At 59.7% G+C, this 21,699-nt stretch carries 31 protein-coding genes; 2 read left to right on the plus strand and 29 right to left on the minus strand.

Annotation, left to right across the window (positions count from 1 at the left end):
- Positions 1–9 precede the first annotated feature (9 nt).
- The 13 genes from AC3RCP_RS18165 to AC3RCP_RS18225 form a co-directional block, all read right to left on the minus strand.
- Positions 10–348 carry a phage tail protein gene (locus AC3RCP_RS18165; RefSeq protein ID WP_492571234.1) on the minus strand — a complete coding sequence of 113 codons (339 nt, stop codon included), beginning with the start codon at positions 346–348 and terminating at the stop codon, positions 10–12.
- Complete coding sequence (locus AC3RCP_RS18170) at positions 348–3,662, minus strand: phage tail tape measure protein (protein WP_492571233.1); 3,315 nt, start codon at positions 3,660–3,662, stop codon at positions 348–350. Before AC3RCP_RS18170 ends, AC3RCP_RS18165 begins: the two co-directional genes overlap by 1 nt.
- Positions 3,659–3,961, minus strand: coding sequence for a DUF1799 domain-containing protein (locus tag AC3RCP_RS18175; RefSeq protein ID WP_492573222.1), 303 nt, complete (start codon positions 3,959–3,961; stop codon positions 3,659–3,661). The genes AC3RCP_RS18170 and AC3RCP_RS18175 overlap by 4 nt, the downstream gene beginning before the upstream one ends.
- A gap of 14 nt (positions 3,962–3,975) precedes the next feature.
- On the minus strand, positions 3,976–4,356 hold the full coding sequence (locus tag AC3RCP_RS18180) for a phage tail assembly chaperone (RefSeq protein ID WP_123410846.1): 381 nt from the start codon (positions 4,354–4,356) through the stop codon (positions 3,976–3,978).
- 9 nt (positions 4,357–4,365) lie between these two features.
- Complete coding sequence (locus AC3RCP_RS18185) at positions 4,366–5,022, minus strand: phage tail protein (protein WP_492571232.1); 657 nt, start codon at positions 5,020–5,022, stop codon at positions 4,366–4,368.
- 69 nt (positions 5,023–5,091) lie between these two features.
- On the minus strand, positions 5,092–5,508 hold the full coding sequence (locus tag AC3RCP_RS18190) for a phage tail terminator-like protein (RefSeq protein WP_492571231.1): 417 nt from the start codon (positions 5,506–5,508) through the stop codon (positions 5,092–5,094).
- Positions 5,505–6,158: a hypothetical protein gene (locus tag AC3RCP_RS18195; RefSeq protein ID WP_492571230.1), complete on the minus strand. Its 654-nt coding sequence runs from the start codon at positions 6,156–6,158 to the stop codon at positions 5,505–5,507. The genes AC3RCP_RS18190 and AC3RCP_RS18195 overlap by 4 nt, the downstream gene beginning before the upstream one ends.
- Positions 6,155–6,523, minus strand: coding sequence for a hypothetical protein (locus AC3RCP_RS18200; protein ID WP_492571229.1), 369 nt, complete (start codon positions 6,521–6,523; stop codon positions 6,155–6,157). Before AC3RCP_RS18200 ends, AC3RCP_RS18195 begins: the two co-directional genes overlap by 4 nt.
- A 55-nt stretch (positions 6,524–6,578) precedes the next feature.
- Complete coding sequence (locus AC3RCP_RS18205; protein WP_492571228.1) at positions 6,579–6,755, minus strand: hypothetical protein; 177 nt, start codon at positions 6,753–6,755, stop codon at positions 6,579–6,581.
- A gap of 34 nt (positions 6,756–6,789) precedes the next feature.
- The gene (locus AC3RCP_RS18210) at positions 6,790–7,293 is read right to left on the minus strand and encodes a DnaT-like ssDNA-binding protein (protein WP_492571227.1); all 504 of its coding nucleotides are present in this window, start codon (positions 7,291–7,293) and stop codon (positions 6,790–6,792) included.
- 3 nt (positions 7,294–7,296) lie between these two features.
- A complete protein-coding gene (locus AC3RCP_RS18215; protein WP_492571226.1) occupies positions 7,297–7,605 on the minus strand; it encodes a hypothetical protein in 309 nt (102 codons plus the stop codon).
- A 51-nt stretch (positions 7,606–7,656) separates the two neighbouring features.
- Positions 7,657–8,604 carry a major capsid protein gene (locus AC3RCP_RS18220; RefSeq protein ID WP_123410853.1) on the minus strand — a complete coding sequence of 316 codons (948 nt, stop codon included), beginning with the start codon at positions 8,602–8,604 and terminating at the stop codon, positions 7,657–7,659.
- An 11-nt stretch (positions 8,605–8,615) separates the two neighbouring features.
- Entirely contained in the window at positions 8,616–9,344 is a 729-nt protein-coding gene (locus tag AC3RCP_RS18225) for a hypothetical protein (protein WP_274306188.1), read from the minus strand.
- 91 nt (positions 9,345–9,435) lie between these two features.
- Here AC3RCP_RS18225 and AC3RCP_RS18230 point away from each other — a divergent pair, with 91 nt between their 5' ends.
- Entirely contained in the window at positions 9,436–9,891 is a 456-nt protein-coding gene (locus AC3RCP_RS18230) for a hypothetical protein (RefSeq protein WP_492571225.1), read from the plus strand.
- Here the strand turns inward: AC3RCP_RS18230 and AC3RCP_RS18235 are convergent.
- Genes AC3RCP_RS18235 through AC3RCP_RS18255 form a run of 5 tightly spaced genes read right to left on the minus strand, consistent with a single transcriptional unit; the run spans position 9,856 to position 14,744 of the window.
- On the minus strand, positions 9,856–10,950 hold the full coding sequence (locus AC3RCP_RS18235; protein ID WP_492571224.1) for a minor capsid protein: 1,095 nt from the start codon (positions 10,948–10,950) through the stop codon (positions 9,856–9,858). The genes AC3RCP_RS18230 and AC3RCP_RS18235 overlap by 36 nt on opposite strands.
- Complete coding sequence (locus AC3RCP_RS18240) at positions 10,925–12,343, minus strand: DUF4055 domain-containing protein (RefSeq protein ID WP_492571223.1); 1,419 nt, start codon at positions 12,341–12,343, stop codon at positions 10,925–10,927. The genes AC3RCP_RS18235 and AC3RCP_RS18240 overlap by 26 nt, the downstream gene beginning before the upstream one ends.
- Positions 12,340–13,641 carry a terminase large subunit domain-containing protein gene (locus AC3RCP_RS18245; protein WP_492571222.1) on the minus strand — a complete coding sequence of 434 codons (1,302 nt, stop codon included), beginning with the start codon at positions 13,639–13,641 and terminating at the stop codon, positions 12,340–12,342. Before AC3RCP_RS18245 ends, AC3RCP_RS18240 begins: the two co-directional genes overlap by 4 nt.
- A complete protein-coding gene (locus AC3RCP_RS18250) occupies positions 13,628–14,089 on the minus strand; it encodes a DUF2280 domain-containing protein (RefSeq protein ID WP_492571221.1) in 462 nt (153 codons plus the stop codon). The genes AC3RCP_RS18245 and AC3RCP_RS18250 overlap by 14 nt, the downstream gene beginning before the upstream one ends.
- Before the next feature lie 31 nt (positions 14,090–14,120).
- Entirely contained in the window at positions 14,121–14,744 is a 624-nt protein-coding gene (locus AC3RCP_RS18255) for a putative metallopeptidase (RefSeq protein WP_492571220.1), read from the minus strand.
- Positions 14,745–14,817: 73 nt separating this feature from the next.
- Here AC3RCP_RS18255 and AC3RCP_RS18260 point away from each other — a divergent pair, with 73 nt between their 5' ends.
- Positions 14,818–15,030, plus strand: a complete 213-nt coding sequence (locus AC3RCP_RS18260) for a hypothetical protein (protein ID WP_492571219.1) — start codon at positions 14,818–14,820, stop codon at positions 15,028–15,030.
- Between the two features lie 67 nt (positions 15,031–15,097).
- On the opposite strand, the gene AC3RCP_RS18265 is transcribed toward AC3RCP_RS18260, so the two are convergent.
- The 11 genes from AC3RCP_RS18265 to AC3RCP_RS18315 form a co-directional block, all read right to left on the minus strand.
- The gene (locus tag AC3RCP_RS18265; protein WP_492571218.1) at positions 15,098–15,448 is read right to left on the minus strand and encodes a hypothetical protein; all 351 of its coding nucleotides are present in this window, start codon (positions 15,446–15,448) and stop codon (positions 15,098–15,100) included.
- Between the two features lie 105 nt (positions 15,449–15,553).
- Positions 15,554–15,850 (minus strand): hypothetical protein, encoded by a 297-nt coding sequence (locus AC3RCP_RS18270; RefSeq protein ID WP_492571217.1) that lies wholly within the window; start codon positions 15,848–15,850, stop codon positions 15,554–15,556.
- A 4-nt stretch (positions 15,851–15,854) separates the two neighbouring features.
- Positions 15,855–16,127, minus strand: a complete 273-nt coding sequence (locus AC3RCP_RS18275) for a hypothetical protein (protein WP_492571216.1) — start codon at positions 16,125–16,127, stop codon at positions 15,855–15,857.
- Between the two features lies 1 nt (position 16,128).
- The gene (locus tag AC3RCP_RS18280) at positions 16,129–16,452 is read right to left on the minus strand and encodes a hypothetical protein (RefSeq protein ID WP_009048032.1); all 324 of its coding nucleotides are present in this window, start codon (positions 16,450–16,452) and stop codon (positions 16,129–16,131) included.
- A 684-nt stretch (positions 16,453–17,136) separates the two neighbouring features.
- Entirely contained in the window at positions 17,137–17,817 is a 681-nt protein-coding gene (locus AC3RCP_RS18285) for a hypothetical protein (protein WP_492571215.1), read from the minus strand.
- A complete protein-coding gene (locus AC3RCP_RS18290) occupies positions 17,814–18,395 on the minus strand; it encodes a recombination protein NinG (protein ID WP_492571214.1) in 582 nt (193 codons plus the stop codon). The genes AC3RCP_RS18285 and AC3RCP_RS18290 overlap by 4 nt, the downstream gene beginning before the upstream one ends.
- Entirely contained in the window at positions 18,392–18,862 is a 471-nt protein-coding gene (locus tag AC3RCP_RS18295; protein ID WP_492571213.1) for a hypothetical protein, read from the minus strand. Before AC3RCP_RS18295 ends, AC3RCP_RS18290 begins: the two co-directional genes overlap by 4 nt.
- Positions 18,859–19,200, minus strand: coding sequence for a hypothetical protein (locus AC3RCP_RS18300; RefSeq protein WP_492571212.1), 342 nt, complete (start codon positions 19,198–19,200; stop codon positions 18,859–18,861). The genes AC3RCP_RS18295 and AC3RCP_RS18300 overlap by 4 nt, the downstream gene beginning before the upstream one ends.
- Complete coding sequence (locus AC3RCP_RS18305) at positions 19,197–19,997, minus strand: hypothetical protein (protein WP_492571211.1); 801 nt, start codon at positions 19,995–19,997, stop codon at positions 19,197–19,199. The genes AC3RCP_RS18300 and AC3RCP_RS18305 overlap by 4 nt, the downstream gene beginning before the upstream one ends.
- Positions 19,984–20,892, minus strand: a complete 909-nt coding sequence (locus tag AC3RCP_RS18310; protein ID WP_492571210.1) for a helix-turn-helix domain-containing protein — start codon at positions 20,890–20,892, stop codon at positions 19,984–19,986. The genes AC3RCP_RS18305 and AC3RCP_RS18310 overlap by 14 nt, the downstream gene beginning before the upstream one ends.
- Positions 20,889–21,599, minus strand: a complete 711-nt coding sequence (locus AC3RCP_RS18315) for a Rha family transcriptional regulator (RefSeq protein WP_492571209.1) — start codon at positions 21,597–21,599, stop codon at positions 20,889–20,891. Before AC3RCP_RS18315 ends, AC3RCP_RS18310 begins: the two co-directional genes overlap by 4 nt.
- Positions 21,600–21,699 lie beyond the last annotated feature (100 nt).

Raw genomic sequence — 21,699 nt, forward strand, 5'->3', positions numbered from 1 at the left:
GATTGCCCCTTATGGATGAAAGGCCCGGTTGAACGTGGCTGTGAGTTTGAAGACCCCGCCCCCGACCGGGGTGGGAACAGGATTGACGCAGGTGAACAGGCCCAGCTCACCGAGCGGGGTCGTCCAGAGAAAGGCTTTCGCGCCGGCGTGCCGATCGTAGAAGGCCATGATCTCAAGCACCCGAGCCTTCGAACCGGTGTAGGTGACCGGGTAGGAGTCTTCCTTGTTGTTCGGCCCGTCGCCGGCGGTTTGCTTGTAGCCGTCACCGAACTGTGCGGTTCGCACCCGATAGGTGATCTCGGGTGCGTCCCCGTTCTGCGTTGGCCAGGTGAACGTTTCAATCGCCATTACCCCCTCCCGTTTATCACGCGCCAGATAGAACCACCTGGCTGCAGCCCTCTGGCGATTGCCGTTTCAGCCTCAGTCTTTGCAGCCTGCTGAATGCCTTTGCCCAGCTGCGTCGTGTCCTCCTGGGTGGCTCCATCACCGGCGCCCGATGTTTGCACCGAGACGGCTACCGGGAAGTTGTAGGTGTTACCACCTCCGCCTCCAGACATCGCTGCCAGAGCAGGCCCGCCGCCACTGCTCAGGGGCGTAACACTGCCGCCATTCGCCCCGGTCATCAGGAATGACCGACCGCCCTCGTTGTACAACTCCGGTCCGAGTTCGTTGACCTCGTACAGAGAATTTGGCGCGACAGGACCACCAGCAGCTCGCTGCCCAGAAACCCAGCCCGAGAAATCACTACCCGTGTAGCCGGCCTGCGTACTACCCGGCGAGGTTGACCCGGTACCGCTGCCTACGAAGTAGTTGGTTGCTGCCCCCACTAGGCTGCCCAGTAATGCAGAACTCGCCTGGCGCGTAGCAATCCGAGCCATGTCCGCCAAAATCGACTTCGTGAAGTCAGCAAACGACGCCTTGCCAGTAACGGCAAAGTTGACCAGCGAATCCTCCATGGAACTGAAGGCGTTGGTGAAAAGGCTTTTCGTCTGGCCGGCAACGTTCTGTGCCGAATCCAGGTAGTTGGCCCAGGCAGAGGTCGCGCCCTTCGTCCAATCACCCTGTGCCGTTTCGATATCGGCATAGTTTTGCCGAATCTGGTCGGTGGCTTCCTGGTTCTGCTTGGCGAGTGCAGCCACCCGAGGGCCAAACTCTTTATCGAGATCGGCTTCAGAAGCCCCTTGAAGCGCCGCTGCGCTGCGCTGACTCGCCAGCTCTCGGGAAGCGTTGGCGAAACGATCATCCTGGGAGTTCAGCTCTCCAGATAGGGCATTTTCCCTGTCTCCCCTGCCAACGCCGAGTACGGCGCGCTGTCCGGATCGGCGCAGCGCCTCAGTTTGCAAGTTGAGCGCATCGATATAGGTCTTAAGGCTGGCTGCTTGTTTCTTGAGCCTACCCTCCTCGTTCGAGGCCAGCACAGTGAGTTCCGAGTCGGCATCCTTTTGCGCCTTGACCATCGCTGCGCGCGCGTCGGCAATCTTCTGGTCCAGCTGAATGCGCTGAGCCGCCGAGGTGCCGGCCTTGCCCTTGGTCGCTTCGAGCGCCGAGATCTCCGCCTCGTAAGCCGCGGTGACCTCGTCGCGTTCGTTGCCGATCATGGCCTGACGCTTGAGCAGGTAATCCGCCTGGGAGACCAGGCCGGCCTTCTGCGCCGCTTCCAGTTCCTTCTGGGCGTTCTTGTACTCGGAGAGAATGCCGGTGAGCGCGTTTTTCGAGTTGTTGAAGCTGGTCAGGTCGACGGCGCCAGTTGCTGACTTTGGGTCCTTGTTCTGTTCGTCGATTGCCTTGCGCAACTTGTCGTAGGCACCGCCGGAGAACCTCTTCCCATCGAACTGCACGCCATCAAGGGTCGCCGACTTTTGCCCTGTCTTTTCGGCATTTTGGTAAAGCTTGGTGAATTGGTCGTCGAGCTTCTTGTAGGCCTCTTGGCGCTTAGCCAGCGGGTTCAAGTTATCGAGCTGCTTGTCCAGTTCCTTCTGGACCGCGATCAGTTCCTTGTTTGCATGAGTTGCTTCACCGGTGGAAGCGGTAAGCCCTTCACTTGCAGCCTGGCGCGCCTTGAGCGAAGCCAGTTTCGCCTCCAAGGCCGGCGTCGAGTCGTCGTTCTCGCCATCGTTCAGCCCCAAGAAGGAATTGAGCGAGCTGAGCCCGTTCGATACCGCACCAGCAACGCCGCCACCTTTCCGGGTGTCCAGTACCCGCTGGGTGATTTCGATCTGCTTGGCCAAGTCAGGAAAGACTTCGGATCGGACCACAGCATAAGCCCCCTTGATCGCGACCTTGATGTCATCCCAGTCACGCTCAATATCAGATAGGGAGGCCCGGTAAGCCTTCAGGCGCTCTTGGGCCGACTGGTTCAGGTTCTCACTGAGGGTGTCCAGGGCGCGCTGATGATCTCCTTGCTCGTCGATCGCCTTGATGACCTGGTACTGCTCGTAGGTCAGCAGGCCGTACTGGTCGCTGATCTTCGACGCGGCTTCTGTAGCGGTGTCACCGGCATTGGCCAGCGATTTCGCGATGTCGCCAGCGCCCTTCCCCGTCACCTCGCCGATGGCTGCGGCAGCCTGAGCCAGGTTCTGCATTTGGGTGCTGCTGGTGGCAGCACCAGACGCCAGGGCAATGACGGCCTCCCGCGCGCCTGACAAGTTGCCAGTAAGCACGCCTGCCGACTCGCTCATGGACTTGAGGCTGCCGATAGTCTGGCCTGCATCGTTCGAGCCGCCATTGATCGCGGCGTTGAACTCGCGCGCCTGCTTCATCGCATCGAAGTAGGCGTAGGCCAACCCACCGATCACGCCAGTCAAGGCGCCCGCGGGAAGCAGCAGCGCGGCCATGCTCTTTGCCGAAGCCCCAGCCCCTACCCCCAATTGCGCTATCGCCCGCGCGCCGCTACCAAAGTCGCCAGAGGCCAAAGCGTTGCCCAGCTGGGTAACGTTTTCCTGAGCCTGACGGGTACCGAGCTTCAGTTTGTCGAAAGCCGTCTCTGTGGCCGTAAGGGCGGAACGGTCCTTGCCGATCTTGGCCAGCGCCTCGTTGTAGCGGTTCGCATCGATCACACCCGCCTTATGCGCAGCCTCCAGCGCCTTCTCCTGGGCCTCGAGCTTGGCCAACTTCGCGGTGACCGGATCAATGTTGTTGACCGTGCGTTTCAGCGCTTCGATCTGGCGATTTTCAGCCTCGATCAGCCGCTGTTTCTGAGCCATCTCCTTGGCTTCGGCTTTCTCGATCCGCTCATACGCCTTGCCGAGCCGATCCTGATAGGACTCCTGCTGCTCGATAGTGACGAGACCACCCTTTCGGGCGCGCTCCAGCAAACCTTCAGCCTGAATCAGTTGCTCAATGCTGCCGATGTTGCCGGACATTGCCTTGTCGAGTTGGCTGATGATTGCGATTTCGCTGGCAGCGCTTGCACCAGCCTTGCGGCTGGCATTGACCTGGCGCTCTTTGGCCCCCGTGGCTTTGTCGATACCCTGAGCGGCCTCAGTCTCGGCCTGGCTGATCTTCTTGCTGGTGTTGGCCAGGCCTTCGCCCGACTTACCGAGATCATCAATGGCTTTCTCAGCATCAACTGCCGAATCCACCAGCTTGTCGAGATCATCAGCCGCTTTGGAGGCAGACGAGGAATTCACCTCGATACCGAGGGACGCGAAGGTAGTGCTCATTTACTGTCCCTCTGCTCCGCCATCACCCGCAGGGCTTCGGCTTCCATGACGCGGATATCTGGAAAGACGTCGGCGACTTCCGACCGGGTAAGCCCGAGGAAGCCGGCGACATGGCGAATTGATGTGTAATCGAGTCCGGTAGCGCCGCACGCGCCTGTACGCCACTGGGTGTACATGGCCTCGAAGACCCTGAAGGACTGCCAGACATCAGGCCAGACCTCACAGACTTCATCAGGTATGTCACGAAGAGAAAGGCCGAAGGCCGCCAGCGATTCGACTGACGGCCCCGGCTCGTACAGCTTGCGGGAGACGCTTAGGAGTTTCCCAGGCGTGCGTTACTGAAGGCATCGGAATAAGCAGCCAGTACCACGCCAGGAGTGGCGGCGATGGATTTGACCAGGATGCGTAGGTTCTCGTCGGTGAACTCTTCGGCGATATCCCAGCCGGCGACGATCGCCTTCAACTGCTCGACCTGCAGATCGATTAGCAAAGCAGTGAACTGCTCAATGCCGGTCTCTTCCGCTTTTTCTTTGAGGGCTTTATGACGCTCACCCCACTCTGCATAGAGGCCGGCCAATTCGGTTCGATCGCGATACTTGAACTCGAATTCGACGCCCACCGGATCGCCGCCGACCGTTGGCAGCATCACGACGTGATTGAAGGTTGGGTTCCGGGCGAGTGTGAACTTTGCCATGTGCCTTCCTTACGCCGAGGCGCTGTAACGAGTTGGGCGACCGGTCAGCGCGATGCTGATCACGCGAGTCATCAGGTTGTTGCGCGACATGGTCGGGGTCGAAGTGATCGAGACATAGCCGTTGTAGATGATGCGGCTACCGCCTGGCAGGTTTAGGCGCAGAACACGGGCCTGCTTGTCGTCGTCCGCCGCCTCGCAGACATCAACATAAGGCTGCGACGGATCATCGGCGACCGTGATTGTGAGCGTGATCGGGTTCTTGGTGGTCGGCATCTGGCGGTCATCATCGTCAGCCAGGAAGCCGAAGGTGAGAAACTGCTGATCGCCGCCGCTCGATCCGAGCTCGGTAATTTTCGAGATCTCGGTGAAGGTCGTCACCTCTCGTGCGCTACCGACGCCCGAACCGGCCGGATACTGCTGAATGTTGGTAGTGTTCACGCCGTCCAGCGCAAAAGTGCCGCTGGCAATCTCACCCACTTGCACAGCGCGGCCGTCCAGGCGCGTCCAGCCTGAACTGACGGCGATGATGTCGCCTTCGGCAAGCCCGTGCGCCGCGGCCGTGGCCACTGCCGGGTTTGCATTAGTCAGGGCAGTGAATGGGATTGCAGCGCCATAGGCGGAAGCAATTTCGAACGTTGCGCCGTTGGGCATTTGAATGCCGGCCATGGGTTCTTCCTCTCTCAGAAATGACAAAACCCGCTCAATGGCGGGTTCTGGGTTTGCCCAATGGGCGGATTAGTTGGTGTCGGCGCGGTACTGAAACGAGACCGGGACCGTGTATGTGGTGTCGGCCGAGATTCCTGGCCCCTGGTCCAGCGGCGTCATGGTCACCACTGTCAGCGAGTCTTTCGTATTCCGCTCGTAAAGCGGGAACAAGGCCGCGATCTGATCAGCCAGCGCACCTGCAACGCCGCGGTACTTGCCCGACGGCGTCACGATGCTGACCTGAAACACGCCGGTGTATAGCCGGTGATCGCCGCCGAGCGTGTTGCTCGCAGTGTCGGCAGGCAAGGCGAATGCCCGTAGATAGGTTTCCCCGTCCTCAGGTGAAAACACGCCATTCTCAAGCTCCACCCTCAAAGGATCTGGCAGAGTGCCGGCCCAGGCAATCAGCCTGGCCTCATAGATTGAAGCGATTATCTGGTGGCTCATACCTGATTGCTCCTGGTGGCTTCGTCGACGATCTGCTGGAACCGAGCGAGCGTGATACGGACCATGCCGCCTGGTGCCTGCTTGGAGTGGCCGTACTCGAGCGGCACAGCGTAAGGCAGGTTGTTAACGATGTAGGCCGTTTGGCCAATGCTGAGCTGCTTGATCTGAAGCCTGAGCTTCGCAAGCGTGACGCCACCGGCTGGATCAACCTGATCAAGTTCACCTTCAGCCGGTGCCCCGATCGAGAACTGCCAGTTCCCGCGGAATCGGCCGCCGACGTAATCCTTGCCGGCGACCAGGCCATTCACGTTGAAGTTCTGGTCACGCTCGGTCTTGGTCAGGGGCTTGGCGTACTTCACGCCGCGGCGAAGCTTGCCGGCCTTGGTGAAGTTGCTTTCATCCAGATTGATCAGCGTGTTGCGGACGGCCACTTTGAAATCGTAGTCATCGGCCGCGCGAGTATTGGTCGCACGATGCGCCACGTTGGCCGCCCAGATCTCGGGATTGCCCACGGGGGACATGCGGATCACGCTGCTGCCGATCTCGATCACGATTTCGCGGAAGGTGGCGTCGAGACCAGCCTGCGCCTGCTCGGCGAACTGGCGGATGTTTTCGGCGAAGCTGCCGTTGAGGCCTGCATACTTGCTCACGATCTCACCTGCAGCTCGTACAGAATGGGTGTGCCGGCCGGGTTGATCTCTTTCAGCGGCGGGACAATTGACCAGGTGCGCCCCTGGACAACGACCTTGTTCAGCAGGCTCGGCGCCCACTCAAGCCCGCGGGCAGCAATCTTGAGTTTTCTGTCGCCGACCTTGATCAGGCTGTTGGACTGGAACTCCTGGCCAGTGAAGTCGAGCAAAATGCCTTGGGCGACTTGCTCGGTAACGGTATCAGGACCTGCTGTTCCAGTATCCGGGTCGTACTCGCCGGGTTTTATGTCGCGGATGAGCACGGGCTGGCCGAACTCTGTGATCATCTCCAGAGCCATCACGGCCATTTCGTCGTAGAAGGCCATGGTGGCTCCAGATGTGAAAAGCCCAGCGCGATAGCTGGGCTGTCTAAGCTAGCTATTATTTTCCGTTAGCATTTTTTACACGAGTTTCGAACTCTTTTAGTAGCTCATCTGCCTGCTGAGCTGCCTTGTTAGCAGCCGTATCATCCCATTTTGCAGTAGCCAAGTAGCCACTTAGTGCTGCTGCCGCAAATTGCACCCAAACCTCTTGTTGACCTTTCAATACCTTGCTCATTTGAAACTCCTTTTCGTTGAGCGGCCATTTGACATTATGCGCGCACAGCAAACAACCCACGCTTTAACAGGTAGTCGGCAAACTGCGTTGCACTCGGCCGATTCGGCGCCGCCGGCAACAGGCGGCCGCTCGTGTTCGGGATCGTCGCGTACTCGCGATCAACTGCACCTTCAACCCGTTCCCGGGTGACCGCACCTTTGCGCTTCTCGATCGGGTCGATATCGTCGGTATGGATCTCGGCGGCCAGGGCCATCTGGCCGTACTGGATGCGCGCCGGCAGGTAGTTGTCAGGCTTGATCTCGCAATCAAGCTCAACACCTCGCCGAGGCCAGGCCAGCGCCTGGTCGCTATCCATCTTGCGCCCCTTCCAGGTCATGCCATCCATCGCCAAGGCGGCCCGGCGAAGCAGCGCTTCCTGTACCGGCACTTCTGCCGGGATGGTCACACCGAACTTCACGGCGTACATGGCCAAGTCCTCGGCGGAGGCGTAGCTTTCGGCGTCAGCCTTACCGGTACCGTCCTCGATGATGAGAGTCATGAATCAGCTCGCTGGAATGAGTTTCACAATTTCGGCTTTCGGGGCCTTCGGATCGAACTCGATGCCCTGGGCGGCGAGCCAATCACGCAGGTCTGCCACGCCCATTTTGGTCGGGTCAGTTTCAACGGCGCCGCCGGGCTCGACGACATCCACTTCAATCTCGGCGGCCTTATAGGCCTTAACAACGACCGGCCAATCACCCACAACGGTGACCTTTGTCACACCGGACTCTGGCTTGTCGAAGTACTGCGGGTTGCGATAGCGCTTGTCCGGATCGAAGTCCGTGGTCTGCGCAGAGTAAGTCAGTTCCATGTAGATCTCCAAAGCGGCCCATTACAGGCCGCCCGCTGAAGTAGACGCCGATTAAGGCGCGGACAGGTCGATCAGGACGCCGGCGGTGACCTTGTCGCTGGTGGCGTACTTGGTCCAGTTGGCACCGGCACCGATCGCGGCCAGGTTCGGGTTCACACCACCAGTGGAGTCCTTCCAGCTGTAACCCAGCAGGTCCAAGTTGAAAGTGCCCTCGGCGCGGAAGCCCATCGCCAGGTTTTCCTGGGTGTTGATCGGGTAGGAGCGGAAGCCCGGGGCCTGGGATTCGGTGATTTTGATCGCGCCCGCCTGAAGGCCGAAGATGGTTTCCGCGGGGATGGTGTCCGACACCAGAACCGGCTTACCCATGGTGCCCGGCTGGCCGCCATAGATGACCACGCCCGCTTCTTCGTAGACCTTCTCGGTGATGGCCTGGTCGACCATGTCGAAGTAGGTCGCCGAGTCCATGGTCCACAGTGCGATACGGCCGAAGCGATCACCGAACTTGCGCATACCCTTGGTCAGGGCCTTCTTACCATCGGTGGCGAAGCTGGCGGTGGCGACCATGTTCGGGTTGGCGCCGATAGCGGCCTTCAGCGCCGCCATCGCGTACTGGATGTAGCCTTCCAGCACTGCGTCGGCATAGTCGACACCGACCAGTTCGGAGAACTCTTCCGGCGAACGCGCGCGGCGCTTGAAAGCTTCTTCGGTGGTTTCGTAAGGGCCGTACTTGAACGGCACCTTCACACCGACCATTTCACCAGAGCCGATCTTCTGGCCGGCCACCGCAGCAGTCGAGTTGACGTCACGGTGAGCAATGGAGCCGCCGAGCTTGTAGAAAGCGCGCTTGCGCAAATCGCCTTCGATCAGCTCGTTATCCAGCACCAGTGCGCCGTTGGAAGAAGCGTTGAACACATCGATCACGTCCTGGATGCGCTCCAGGTAGGCGGTTTGGGCAAGGTCGTTATAAACGATCATGTCCGAGTTGACGGTAGTCGCCATGGGTTACTCCATTATTTGGGCAATTTCAGGTACGCGTCCTGGCCGTTCTTCGTGATGAATTCACGCTTGGCCACAGACGTCATTTCGGAGCGCTTCAATGCGGCATTACCGCCACCCCCGCCCGGGGCATTGGTCCCTGAAGCCCTTGGCCACAGATGAGGTGCGCTTTCGCGCAGGGATTCCGCCCATTCGAGCGGAGTCAGAGGGGTCTTGCCGTCTTTGCCGAGGATGGCCTGGCCTTCCTTGTCGACAGCGATCGCTTCGCCCTCTTCGTTGAGCGTGAACTGCCCTTTGGCGCGCAGGATCAGATCGTCGGCAGCTTCAGGCAGCGCTCCGGCCTTGATCGCGGCGGAGCGGATAGAGTCGCCCAGGACCTTGTCCCGGAACTTACTGGCAAAGGACTCGGCCTTGTCGGCGCGGTCCTTCTCGACTTTGAGCTGTTTATCAAAATCACCACGCAGGCGCTCGGTGCGCTTAGTGAAGACTTCGTCGATCTTGCCTTCGGTCAGGAGCTTGGTTTCTTCGTCCTGACCAGCCTTGGTCAGCAGGCCCTTCACGGCGTTGAGGTCCAGGCCTTCAAACTGGGTCTCGAACTGGCTGAGCTTGCCGGAGGCGTCCTTCAGCTTGCCCAGCAGTTCAGTGTTCTTGGTTTTCAGCCCGGAAACGGATGCTTCAACGGCAGTCGCGATAGCGGCCTTGATTGCCGGGTTTTCCAGGTCGATTTCGTTTTCTTCTGCCACGTTGATGCACCCCTTGGGTTTGGATTAGCCTGCCTCGCAGGCATAGGTAATCGCGCCCCTCAATTTAGGGGCGCTCGAAATGGAGAGAGTTATGGCGCGGATGGACACAAGACTAGAAAGCGAGGGAGCTGAATTTCTTGTCTTAGGGCAATTACTGATTCACAAGATCGCGGCCTACAAGACCTACACGAACATGCCGGGTTACGACATCGTTGCAACCAACGCTGAGCACAGCTCTTCCGTGAGGATCCAGGTAAAAAGTCGATGGAAAACTGGCGCGAATGGATTCCCAATCAAGAATTTCGAGTGCGAGTTTGTGGTAGCGGTGTTCCTCAACCGCGGGTCTCCTGACGGGAAAAAGCTACCTATGCCGCCGCATTACTACGTTTTGCCAGTTGCAACTGTCCAGGCACTTCGTCGCTCCGAGGGCTGGGGCAAAGTCAATCTGAATCACTTACCTGAACTTGAACAATACAGAGAGGCATGGGGCTTGATATCAGACTCCTTAATGTCAAGCCGTGCTAATCCCAGCCCGTTGGAATGCTAAAGGTTCTAGTGCTTTCATCTGCGCCAAGGTCAGCGCCGCGAAGTTGCGATCAAGCTGCAGTTCCGCGAAGCGCTCGACGCTCAGGCCGCCCTCGCGAAATAGCTTTGCCCGGACCGGCCCGATCGCCACGTCCTGGAACGATGCTGGCTGCTGCTGAAGCCAGTGGTAATAGTCGAGGCTCGCACTGACCTGCCCTGCTCCATCTGCGCCCACTGCGGCTCGCGTGGCGCCCTTTGCAAATATCTCGCTGAGTTTGGTCAGTAGGACGAAGGTTGTGCGGCAGTTCGGGTGAAATGGCGGCCTGGGCCCGGAATCGACTGGGAACCGCCTCTTATCCATCGACCGACATTGCTGGCTGGTCTTGCTGTCCAGAGTGGCGACCATCTCGACCTCGGACACGATGTCCGTATTGGCCTTGGCCACCTCCATGCGCGCCTGGGACGACACATGCTGAATCGCCGTGTGCACGACTGTGCTGGCATTGCGACTTGTGGTCGCCAGGATGCCGTCTTTGTATCCGGCCGCCTTGGTACCGCGAATGTTGCGGATGATCTGGAAGTTCGTTTGCCCCTCGAAGAAGCCCTGCCGGATCGTGCCGGTGACCCGGTCGCGCTCTGCGACGGTCCAGCCCTTGATGAATGACTTCAGCAGCTTGCCGCCGCCGGCGCCACGCACGCTGAGCGGGTTCGTCAGCACCGCTGTGCGGATCGCAGCTGCTGTGGGTGCCACGACATCCAGCGAGACACCAACCGGCGCCGACCTGGCCAAGCTCGTAACCTCAAACTCGGCCTCGTAGTTGGCGATGTCGATCAGGTCGAGGTTCAGCTGCGCGCTGTAGCGGTCAAAGATGCCCAGCAGCAGGCTGTCGACCTCTTTCAGCAGCGCCTCCAACCGCTTGGTGTTGTACTCGGTCAGATCCGACTGAGTGAGGCGACCCCGGATCGACCGGTCAATCTCCTTGAGGAAGGGAGCGAACTTGCCCACCTCCCCCGCCTTCAACTGCTCGAGAAAGACGGCGTGCCGAATTGTGGCATCAAGGATCGCTTGGTTTGCCGCCATTTGGATTGTCCTCGTCGTCCAGGCCCAGGCCGTCGCCCTGCTCCTGCAGCTCGCCATCGATCTGCAGGTCCGTGCGCTCCGGCGCAATAAGGCCCAGCTTGCGCAAGTAGGCCCGCAGGTCAGCCTTCGCGAACCCGCCGTTCTGCCAGAGCCCCACCAGTGCGGTGATCATCTGCGGATCAGCCGTCAGCTCAACGAATTCCTGGTTCACCTGGTAGGCGACCTTCTTGTCGGCGACGCCCATATAGGCACAGCACCACATGATCGCCCGGGTGTAAGCCTCGCTGACGTTGGCCACGCAACCAGCCAGCACCGAAGTCGATGCCGATTGATCGCCGCGGGCTTCAGTTGCCGTCTTGGACGAAAGCGAAGCCACCACCATGCGAGCGCCCAGCTCGATCATCATCTGGTTCTTGTCGGCCATGGCCTCCTTGACCAGTGTGTTCGGCTGCGGCTGCGCGTAACCGAATGCGCCACCGACAGGCAGCATCATCGGCGCGCGGGAGCCAACATAGACGCCGTTCTTCTCCATCCAGTCGCGCCACTGCTCATCCAAGCCGGAGATCCACGGCTGGGCCTGACCACACCAGAAGACGCTGTCCTCGTAGTCGGCGCTGTTCCGGTAATGGCCCAGGTTGATCATCGCGATGTCGTAGAGCGGCGACTCGTCGATGCTCGGGTCGTTGTTCTGCGCGCCAACGAAGGTGAACGGGATCTCTTTCAAGCGTCCAGTGATGCCCTCAGGCCTGAACTCCTCAACAATGGCCAGCGGGCCGCCACCTTTAGGACCAGACCGCCGCCAGACTCGGCAAACAAATCCGTCCGGCTCCAGTGCCAGCTCGCGATACTGCTCAAGCACCTTGAAACCGAAGCCGTCCTCCACCTCCGGCGCCTCCCGCAGCACCACCAGGGTCAGAACGCTGTGCCCATTCACCATGCCGGTGCGCCAGTTGATGATGTCCTCGGCGCAGTACGACAGGATCACCGAGTGGCCACCGACGCCGTCATCCTGGTGGTAGTCGACATACAGGCCATGCCGGCCAGCCTCAAGCACCTTCTCAAGCGTGCCTTGGGAGTGCTGGTAGATGCTCACGCCGGAGCCGTTGGCGTTGTCCTGCAGGTACTCCAGCTTCTTCGGTACCGTCAGCGTCGGGTCTTTGTGGAAGGCCAGGCCGAGCAACCCGTTACGGGTGTGCCCGGTAGCATTCTTGAACACCGCGCGCTCACGGTATGCCTTGTTGCGGTCCTGGTTCTCAGGCGACTTGTCGTGTGCGTTGATGTACGGCAGTCGGTCGACAACCCGATGCTGGCCGGCGCACACACCACGCACTGTTGACCAACGATCGAGCGCCTCGAGGTAGTCCGCCCGCTTGAAGGAGACGTCGTTGCTCATCGGGCGTATCCCATTTTGATAGCGGTGACCGGTTTGATGATCGGGTACTCGCGGTGAATGAAGTAACCACCGCCATCGTTGGCGTGGTCGTTACCTTGTGTCTTGTCTGGCTCGCCATTGGGCGCCCAGATCTGCTGCTCCAGGCCGTCGGCGTAGGCTGGGCAGGTGAACGGGTTGACCAGGTAGCGCCGCTCGCCCTGCGCGTTGCAGAACATGGCGTTCATGGCGTTGATCCGATCTTTAACCGGTGGGTTGGCCGCCGGCGCGATGACCGTGAAGCCTGCCTGTTTCAGCATGGCGATATCGGTGAGGCTGGCATTGACCGACTTGCGCGAATCGCCGGAAGCGTCTGGATAGATCCGGATCTCGCAGGTCTTCCTGAAGTCGTTGCCGGTGTGTTCCCAGTAGCGCTCCTTGATGCGGCGAATCATGTCCGGCGTGTCATAGCCATCCATGAGCTCATCCACTGCCCTGGGCAATCCGTGGTCGCGTTTGACGTGGGTAATCGCAGCCATCTTCCCGACGTTGAAGTCCATGCCGATGAACAGCGGCTCGCCCGGCTGAACAGTGTCGAAGCACTGATTCAACTTGCGGTCGTAAGCGTGGTAGATCGAGCCAGAGGTCAGGTTGACGAACTGGCCATTCAGGTAAGCCCTGATCAACTGCTCGGGATACGACTCCATCAGCGATGGGATGTAGTCGTCCGGCAGGTTCAACTCATTGTCGAACGTGCTGGCCTGGACCAGGCCGTACATGTCCTTGAGCGCCGGCTTGTCGCGCAGCTGCTTCACGAACTGCTGGAACACGAACTTGAAGCCTTCCGGCGTCGTGGTGACGTCCACGCCGTTCTTCAGGCCCTGCAGGTTGTAGCGCATCCGGGCAATGATCTTGCGCCAGGCCTGCTGTGCCTTGATCGACGTCAGCACGTCCAACTCATCCACCAGGGCGTGGCCGATCTTGAAGCCGACGATGGTCTGCGGCTTCTCCATCGACCTGCAGATCACAGTGCCGCGGCATTGTCGGCCGCTGTAGATGTGAACCTCATGGTTCGCCTGGTTGATCTTGGTCTTCAGCCCCCAGTCATAGGCCACCTCATCCATGGTCGGATAGAAGATGTCCCGGATCTGCGGGTAGGTCGGCGCGAAGTACCCAGCGTTGACGCCTGGCCACTCCATGAAGTGCTTGCTCAGCGCCGAGCATCCAACCCAGGTCTTCCCAGAGCCGAAGCCAGCAACGAATGCGCGGAATTTGTGGGGCAACAGAAGGAACTGCGACTGCGGAACGTTAAGGCTCGGCATTCGGCTTCCTCGCATCCACTACGTCAACCTGGATCCGGGTCGGGATCACCGGCTCGTCGTCAGGCTCGTCCTTCCGTTGGCGATTCACATAGACGTCGCCGCACTCCTTGGCTGCCTGCTCCAGGATCTGCATAGCCAAGACGATGTTCTTCATCCCTTCGGCGCGCTCGACAAAGCGATTCATGGCGCGAAGCCGGAACGCACGGTTGGCGATCGGGATTTCTGCCGTGTCCTCACGGAAGCGCTTACGGGTGTCGTGGAACAGGGTCTGCCATTTGATCGCGAGCCCCTTGCCCGCGGCCTTGGTTGGGTCGTGTGTCTCCACTTGCTGGCGGGTCACCACCACCCCAAATTCGTTCTTGACGGAGTCGACCACCTGAGAAGGTGTGTCAAAACACGCCAGAGCCTGAACGATGAAGCTCTTCACCTCATTTTTCAGGGTTGCCATAGGGTCTCATCCGTCTAGAGCCTGTCTAGAATCAGGCCGACTTGAGCAGACAGGTTCCGCAGGCCCTCGATATGTTCAATTTCCCCACCTCAGCAGGATTGTTTGCAGCGTCCACCAGGGCCTGCACTTCTCGGCTGGCACCGTAGCGGCGGACCACGCCGACGAACTCCTCGACGTCGTGGCCACGCATCTCGATCTTTGGTGCGCCTTCCTTGGTGAAGGCTGGCTGGCCGTATTTGTCTTTGGCGTGGGCCAGGTGGTAAAGCTCGTGTTCGATCAGGGCGCAGAACTCAGCGTCGGAGCACTGGACGCAGTAGTCGGCAGCCAGGGTGATGATGAAGGCCGGCACATCGCCGAACCAATCCATCATCTGCTGCTCCATCCGCGCCTTCTGCCAACCACCAGCACGGAACGCCACTTGCTCGGCCTGACCAAGTACTCGACGGCCCTGTTTCTCGAAGCTCGACGATGCCCACATGACCCGGATGTCTGCATCCAGCAGGTGGGCGTGGTCCGGGTTGTGAATGCTGCCGGTGTCGGCAAGGATCTCGGCTTGGAGCCATTCCCACACTTCAGGTGCTGGGGTCAGGTGGATGCAGAGATCAGACAAGCCGGATAGCCCAAGCAGCACTCCAGGCGGCATTGGTCTGTCCATAGGTCACCTGATACTTGAAATGGCGGCGGGTTGCCGGTATTGGTGAGTTTCAACTCAACGCAAGGAGCGCGACATGTCAGAAGCTATCAAAGCATTAACTACTCTCGGCGGGCAGGCATACCACAACCTCAAGCCAGAAGCACAAAGAGCATTTGCTGTTTCTGCTGCCCTAGAACTGATTGCAGAAAAGGTTTCAAACTCCCCAGGCAATAACGAACAGCTCCCCTGGGAGATGGAAAGGCTTTCCGGATACGTAAAACTGATACAAGACGCATTAAAAGTCTGATAAGTAGTAGTGCCGCACTCACCTGCGGCACACCTACCACACCCAAAACTCTCAATTCCTGATGCCGCTAGACATCAAATTGGCGTCGATAAGCAGCGACGTGCCCAGGAAAGATCTCGCCATAGTCCGGGTACTCGATACCGAGAGCAGTGACCTCTATTTCATCCGGCCCGCAATCGGCCGAGTAGTCCGCAATGGATACGCCGGAAGCGCGAACCTCCTGGCCTCCCGCAATGCGAACAGCGAAGTTAAAGCGCTTCTGATCACGCTGAGTAAAGGCTCTGACTTGCTCCTGGATGCTGGAGTAGCCAGGAGCTGGAACAAATACACCGAAAGCCACCCCCATGGGCGGGTCGCCAAGTTCCAGATCGGACCAACCGATATGCTGCCCGTTACTGAAAACCTCGAATCGCGACATGGGAGTCACCTAGAGAATGTGGCTGAATTTCTCGAAGGGTAACTTAATCGTCGGCATTACCTATTGTCGCGACACAATTTGATGATTCGCGAAACGTGCCGCGACTTACGCTGCAAGCTGCAGCTGCTTGTTGAACAGTTCGCGTATCTCGCCAAGCCTGGCCATCACCAGCGGTTCACCCTTCAAGTTGATCAGGTGGGCCAGTTGGTGGACGATCCCTTCATCCGAAAGGACAACGCTCGACGGCAGCTCCTTGAACCAGCACATGAACACAGCGAAGTGCAGCGCCGCGGGTAGTTCCTTCAGGAAGCGCTTGTCGGTCATCCCGACGAATCGGGCGTGTTCCTCGCGCAGGTCCTGGTAGCTGGCCGAGTACTGGTTGTTGCCGATCAGGTACTCCACCGCTCTACCCCTTCACGTCGAACACGTGCCCGCGGCGAGCCCAGACATACGCCACGACACCGCCATGCAGCATTACGCCTAAGGGGTTAACCCATTGACCTTGCATGGTCGTCACGAACGAACCGAACGCGCCGATGGCCACCAGGTAGAAGGCGATACTCAATAGGGGCTGGTCGATCGGGCGAACACGGCGCAGGTAATCACAGGCTGCCAGGGCGACCAGGATGCACAGAACCGCATCGGTCACACTCAGCGCCGATACCAGGATGCTGTTCATGTCAGGCACCTCGCGTCGCAGGGAACGACCCGATGACCTTCTTGATGGCCGGGATGATGTTCATCGCGGTCAGGCCCAGCACGAATGCCACCCCACACAGGAGGTTGTCATCCACTACAAGGCTCAGCTTTGTTGCGAGCCAGGCAGTAACAGGCTGGGTCAAGTACACCGAGAAAAAGAAGCCAGTAGCCACAGCCGCGGCCGCCTGGCCCCGAGTCAGGTCCTTCAGGAAACCGAGGGACAAGATCGAGCCAATGAATGCAGCCATGACCACGCCGTACTTGACCAGCAATACGCTGGCGGCAGTGCTCGTTGGTTCTGCCATTGGGTGTCTCCATGGGGATTAAAAAGGGCCTGCGTTGGCCCGGGCATAGCCCAAAACAAAAAAAGCCCCGGCGAATGCCGAGGCCCTGAATAGGTGCGCGGTCTCTCCCGCCGTCCGCCGTGACCATCACAACGCCGACACCCTACTGCATCGGTCTCGCCGCTCAGGCCTCGCGCCACCCTGAAAGCATGTGAGGTCAGGGCACACGGGCTGCCGGTGTTGATTCCGTACGTCGCACTATCCGGCTATCGACGTCCGGATGTTCCCGAAGGCCGCCCTGGCTGCGGTGGTTGGTTTCTCGCGGGCAATAAAAACCCCGCTCAGTGGCGGGGTTTTAGGTGAGCCTCAAAAGGCTCGAATCAGCGCAACTATTAGGCTGGAGACTATACCGGCACCGACATCTTGACTCGTTTTCAGAACCGCAGTGTCTAGTTTTTTCATCCCGGTAACCTCCTTCGTAGACTCTTCCGCTACGCTCGGCTCTTGCACTTTCGCATACAGCAGGTTTGACGCAAACAACAGTATCAACCCTATTACGACGATGCCGGCTAAGACTCCAGCCTGGATGGGCGTTGCAACCGCTCCGGAGAGAAATTTCACCATTCCTAAAACGCGCAGGAATGACAGGATGGGTGAATAATGCGACATGGCGACATGATATTGCAAGCCCTTTTGAGGGACTTTTTATGCCGCCTCCCCCGACAGCACGCCGACCGCCTCGAGCATGTGCTGCGCTTCAACCAACGCCTCGTCCACCATCGACTCCAGGTTGTCGCGGATCGCCTTGTTCCAGCGCTGATAGGTGCGCTCGGTGAGCCCTTGTGAATCCCAATTCGTCATGTCGTAGTTGGACTCGGCCAGGACAATCATCTCGCCCGGCTTCGCCTCCGCGACGACACTGGCGTGACGGTTCGCTCTGGCGACGGATTCAGCAGCAGCCTTGTTGCGCCAGTCCCACTGACCTTCCCTGTCGTTCTCTCGTATCTCTGGCGCCTTAACCTGGACAGCTTTTCGCTGAACCCCCTTACGCTGATGGGGCACGGCCCAGGTCAGCACCGACTGCTGAGTGAACCGCAGCGGTGCCGGGCTCGACACAACGGCGACCAGCCGCCCAATGGAATCGATCTTGCGGCCTCGATGGGTGCTGTACTTCGCCACAAGTGCGTTCCAGTGCCGCGGGGTGAGCTGGGCGTGTAGCAGCTTGTGGACGATGCAATCGGCCAGCAGCGCGGCATCCTTGCCGGAGATCTCGCCCTTCTGCTTGGCCATCTGGACCTTGGGTTCGAAGTCGCAGCCGCCTGCGCTGTTGATGGTCTCAGCGGCCAGTGCACGCACCACCGCTGAAATGACGTTGTGGTAGTTCATGCTGCTTCCCCCTTCAGTTCCTTGATCTTGGCTTTGTACTCGGCCTTGATGGCCTTCAATTCTTCGATGGTGTACTTGCGGGCCTTATGAGGCCCTTCGAGCCAATCCACTTTCTCAGCGCCGATCCGCTTCACCAGCTCGATGCGGTAATTCACGATGTCGCCCGACTTGTGGTTGTTGCAGGGGGCGCACTGCTTCCAGACATTGAGCGGCTCGAAGCGAAGCTCGGGGTTCGCTCCTACGGTGCGGTAGTGCCCGGCGTGGTATTGACCTTCGTGATGGCGCCCGCAGCTCACGCAGGGCAATGCGGCGTCACGCAGGCGGACCCACTCGTTGAAAGCCTGCTGAGCCTCCCGGGCGTGATCGCCGCGCGTCTTCACTCGCTCCTTCGCTGCGCGGATCTCCTTGCGGCCTACCTCAGCAAGCGACTTGCGCGCCCTTTCCTGGTTGCGCGGGGCGTCGACGATCGCGCATGCCGGACTGCATACGGCTTGACCCAGGCGCGCAGGGACGAATGAGGCCCTGCACGTATCGACGCGGCATTTCTTCGGCTTGGGCGGTTTCCGCTCAATCGTCATGCGGCCTCCTGGCTCAGCAGGTCACTGAAAACCACGCCATGGCCGGTGAAGTACGCAGCCATGCGGTCGGTGTACTGGATGCCCTGGGCGCGATTGAACAGACTGGTAACCGGGAAGCCATCCGGGCCAAACAGCTTGCATCCCCCCATCATGGAGAGCTTCGTCTCGTAGGGAAGATGGCGCATGACCCGGTACCACTCAGCCTGAAACCCGGCATCCTCATTCAGCAGGATCTGCACGCCGAAGTGCAGCTTGCAGTACCGACGCGCGTCGCCTGCATCGCCGATCTGGGTCATTTCGGAAATGCGCCTGTACATGGCGAACCACAGGGCGTTCTGGTCGAGGGTGCGGTCCTTCCCTGGGCGCAGGGAGACGACCACGAACTTCTTCTCCCGGTACATGGTTGTCAGGCAAGTGATGGCCTCGGAGAGCTTGGCCTGGCAGTTGACGGAGATTTTGTCAGTCATAGACACCCCGCGAAGTCTTCGAGCAGGCCTTGCTTGTCCTCGGCCAGCTTGTCGCGCTCCTTGCGCAGCGCCTCGTTCTCAGCCTTGAGGTGATCACGCTCACTCTTCAGCTCTTCGTGCTCGATGTTGAAGTCACGCGCCTGGGATATCTCGCCATTCAGATCAGCGCGCAGACGCTCGTTCTCCTCGATCAGCAGCAGCGCCACCTCCTCCACCGTCTTGTCGCCCAGGATTTCATCCAGCGCCGTAGTGTGACGCTGCAGGTCGCCATCGCCAGCCTTCCAGGAGGCCACTACGGACCACAGCAGCGATTTCAGTTTTGTCTTGTCGATGTTCATTGCGCCGCCCTCCCCGCTTCCAATTCCTGGGCCTGCTGAACCAGCATCGCCCGGCGATCAGCCAGTTCATTGGCCGCTTCAATCCGCATTTCGTCCTTCCTTTTGGCTGATGCTGACTGCATCTCCAGCATTGAAGTCTTCACCGCTGCGAGTTTTGCGCGCAGCTTTGGCGATGGCCTGGCCACCGCCCCCGTGAGCAGCGCCACGACTGCCCGGCCGTCTTCGGTAACTGGCGTGACGCTCAGGTCGGCCAGGTACAACCGCCCGCGCTCTTGAGGGATACGCTTCATCTCCACGGCCTTGGTAACCGCCTGGATACGGCGGCTGGCGTCGAAGCCCACAGAGACGTGCCAGTTAACCGGCTTGGCGTCTTCCCGGGCCTGGGCAACGAATCGCTCGTAGGCGCTGATGAAGGCCATCCGGGCACCGATCTTGTCGCCGGCGTCGAGGACGGGCTTCGCCGCGGCCAGGGCCAGCTGGATCTCGTCGGTCAGCACCACGGTTTCGAACTCGTCGTTGGTCGTCATGGCGATGGCCCAGGCCTCGTCTTTTCCCGGGCGGCCGTCGGTGGCCTGGACGCGCTGCAGGATGGCAGCCAGGGTCAATTTGCCGACCAGCTCCCGGCGACACGCCTTCAGCGCACCGGCCACAACCTCAGCCGGATACTCGGCCAGGTCACCGGCCATCATCTCGGTCGCATCGGCGGTCAGGGACTGCCCCAACACCTCGGCAGTCGCAGTGATCGCCAATGCCAGCCGCGCAACCTGTTCCGGCGCCATGCGATCAGAGGAATTCATTTGGCTGCCCCCCTGCTCGCTGGATGATGCGATTGGCAGCGTCCTGGCCCGCGGTCAGGTTCGCTTGCTTGCGCTCGATCTGCTGGGCAGTGGTCGAGTTCATGCGGCGGTTGGTGGCCCACTGGGTGTGGTAGGCCTCGGCCTTGGCCAGCAGGTCGCCAATGCCATGGCAGCCATTGATCAAACGCGAGTCATCGATGGTCAGGAAGTACGCGGCGACGTGATGGGCAACGTCGGTACCCAGGCGATCGATCAGTTGGCCAACCTGCCCGGCGACCTTGGCATTCCAGACCGGCCAAGCGTTGTAGCGCTTTCGGTAAGCCATGGCGTAGTTGGCCCATGCCTTGAAGGTTTTGCAGGTCTGGTCTTTCGGCCCTGGCATGTCGGCCGGGATCTCGCACCGCGGTTGCTGAGCTGTGAACAAGACAACTTGCCCCTTCGCGACCTTGGCGGAAGCCTGGGGCGCAATTGGTTCAATGACTGGTTCTATGACAGGTTCAAAAGAGTGACTGATTCTGGGTGCAGCTCCTGCACTACCCCCTGGTGCAGCAGATTCACTAGGGGGTGTATCAGCTGCATTACCCTGGTGAATCTCCTGCACTACCCCTGGTGCAGGAGGTGCACCACCATCTAGGGTCAGAAAGTACACGTTGGACGAGTTACCTTTTGGCCCGCCCTTCCGAGTTTCCTTGCGAAGAAGTCCTGAGTCGCACAGGGCGGAAATGTGGTTCATGACCGAGCGCTTGCTGATCTCACACTGGTCAGCAATGTGCTGATAAGACGGCCAGCACTCCCCAATGTCACTGGCGTTATCGGCCAGCTTGATCAGCACCAGCTTGCGCAATGGATTGCCGACGCGAAGCTTCATCGCGGCGACCATAAGGCCCATGCTCACGCGGCACCTCGCAGGGCTTTGTCATGGGTATAAAGACCGTCCCAGGTCTTCTTCATGGGCAGCTCGCCGGCCAGGTACAGGTCATACAGGCGCACGGCGCCCTTCCTGAGCAGGACCGGAGTGAAGGAGATGAAGGCCTCGTGACCGTGCGGGGTGACTTCGTTCTGGTGCTCGGTCATGTACTTGTCGCGAGCGTAGGACGCCACGCGCAGGCGCAGGCCGGATTTACTCTCGTTGTAGAGCCAGTTACGGCTCTCCAGGTACTTGCCCACCTGCATGACGTTGACCCCATTGAGGCCCTTGCAGAATTGGGTGTGGGTCATCCCTTCCTTGAACAGGTTCTCCAGGGAGTGGATCTTGGTGGCCTGCTGTTCGACCTGGGTGGCCAGCAACAAGCGGGCCTTTTCAGACTCCATAGCGATCTGCAGGATTTCGATAGTGGTCAGCTGTTGTGGCTTGGCCGTCTGGACTTCCAGCTCCTGCCAACGATCAATGACGCGGGCACGGTGTTCATCGCTGTAGCCGGCAACAACAAGATGCGTGTCTCGCTCGGTGAGGTCGTAGACGTCCGTGGGTCGACCGCCAGTAGCTTCGCGACGGGTTTTACGAGCTGATCGTAAAAGGCCTTTGGCGAACAGGCGTTCGATAGTGGCGATCACGTCGTTGTGACGAGCCTCCACCAGGTCGGCGATCTCGCGAGACGACATGGTGGTCCGCGACACGTTTTCAGAGTTTGAAAAACGTGTCGCGACATTTGTCTGGGTGTTGATTGAATCGGTATGGGTATGCATAATCGGCCCCATCAAG

This window comes from Pseudomonas sp. GW822-FHT05A08, assembly GCF_058800485.1.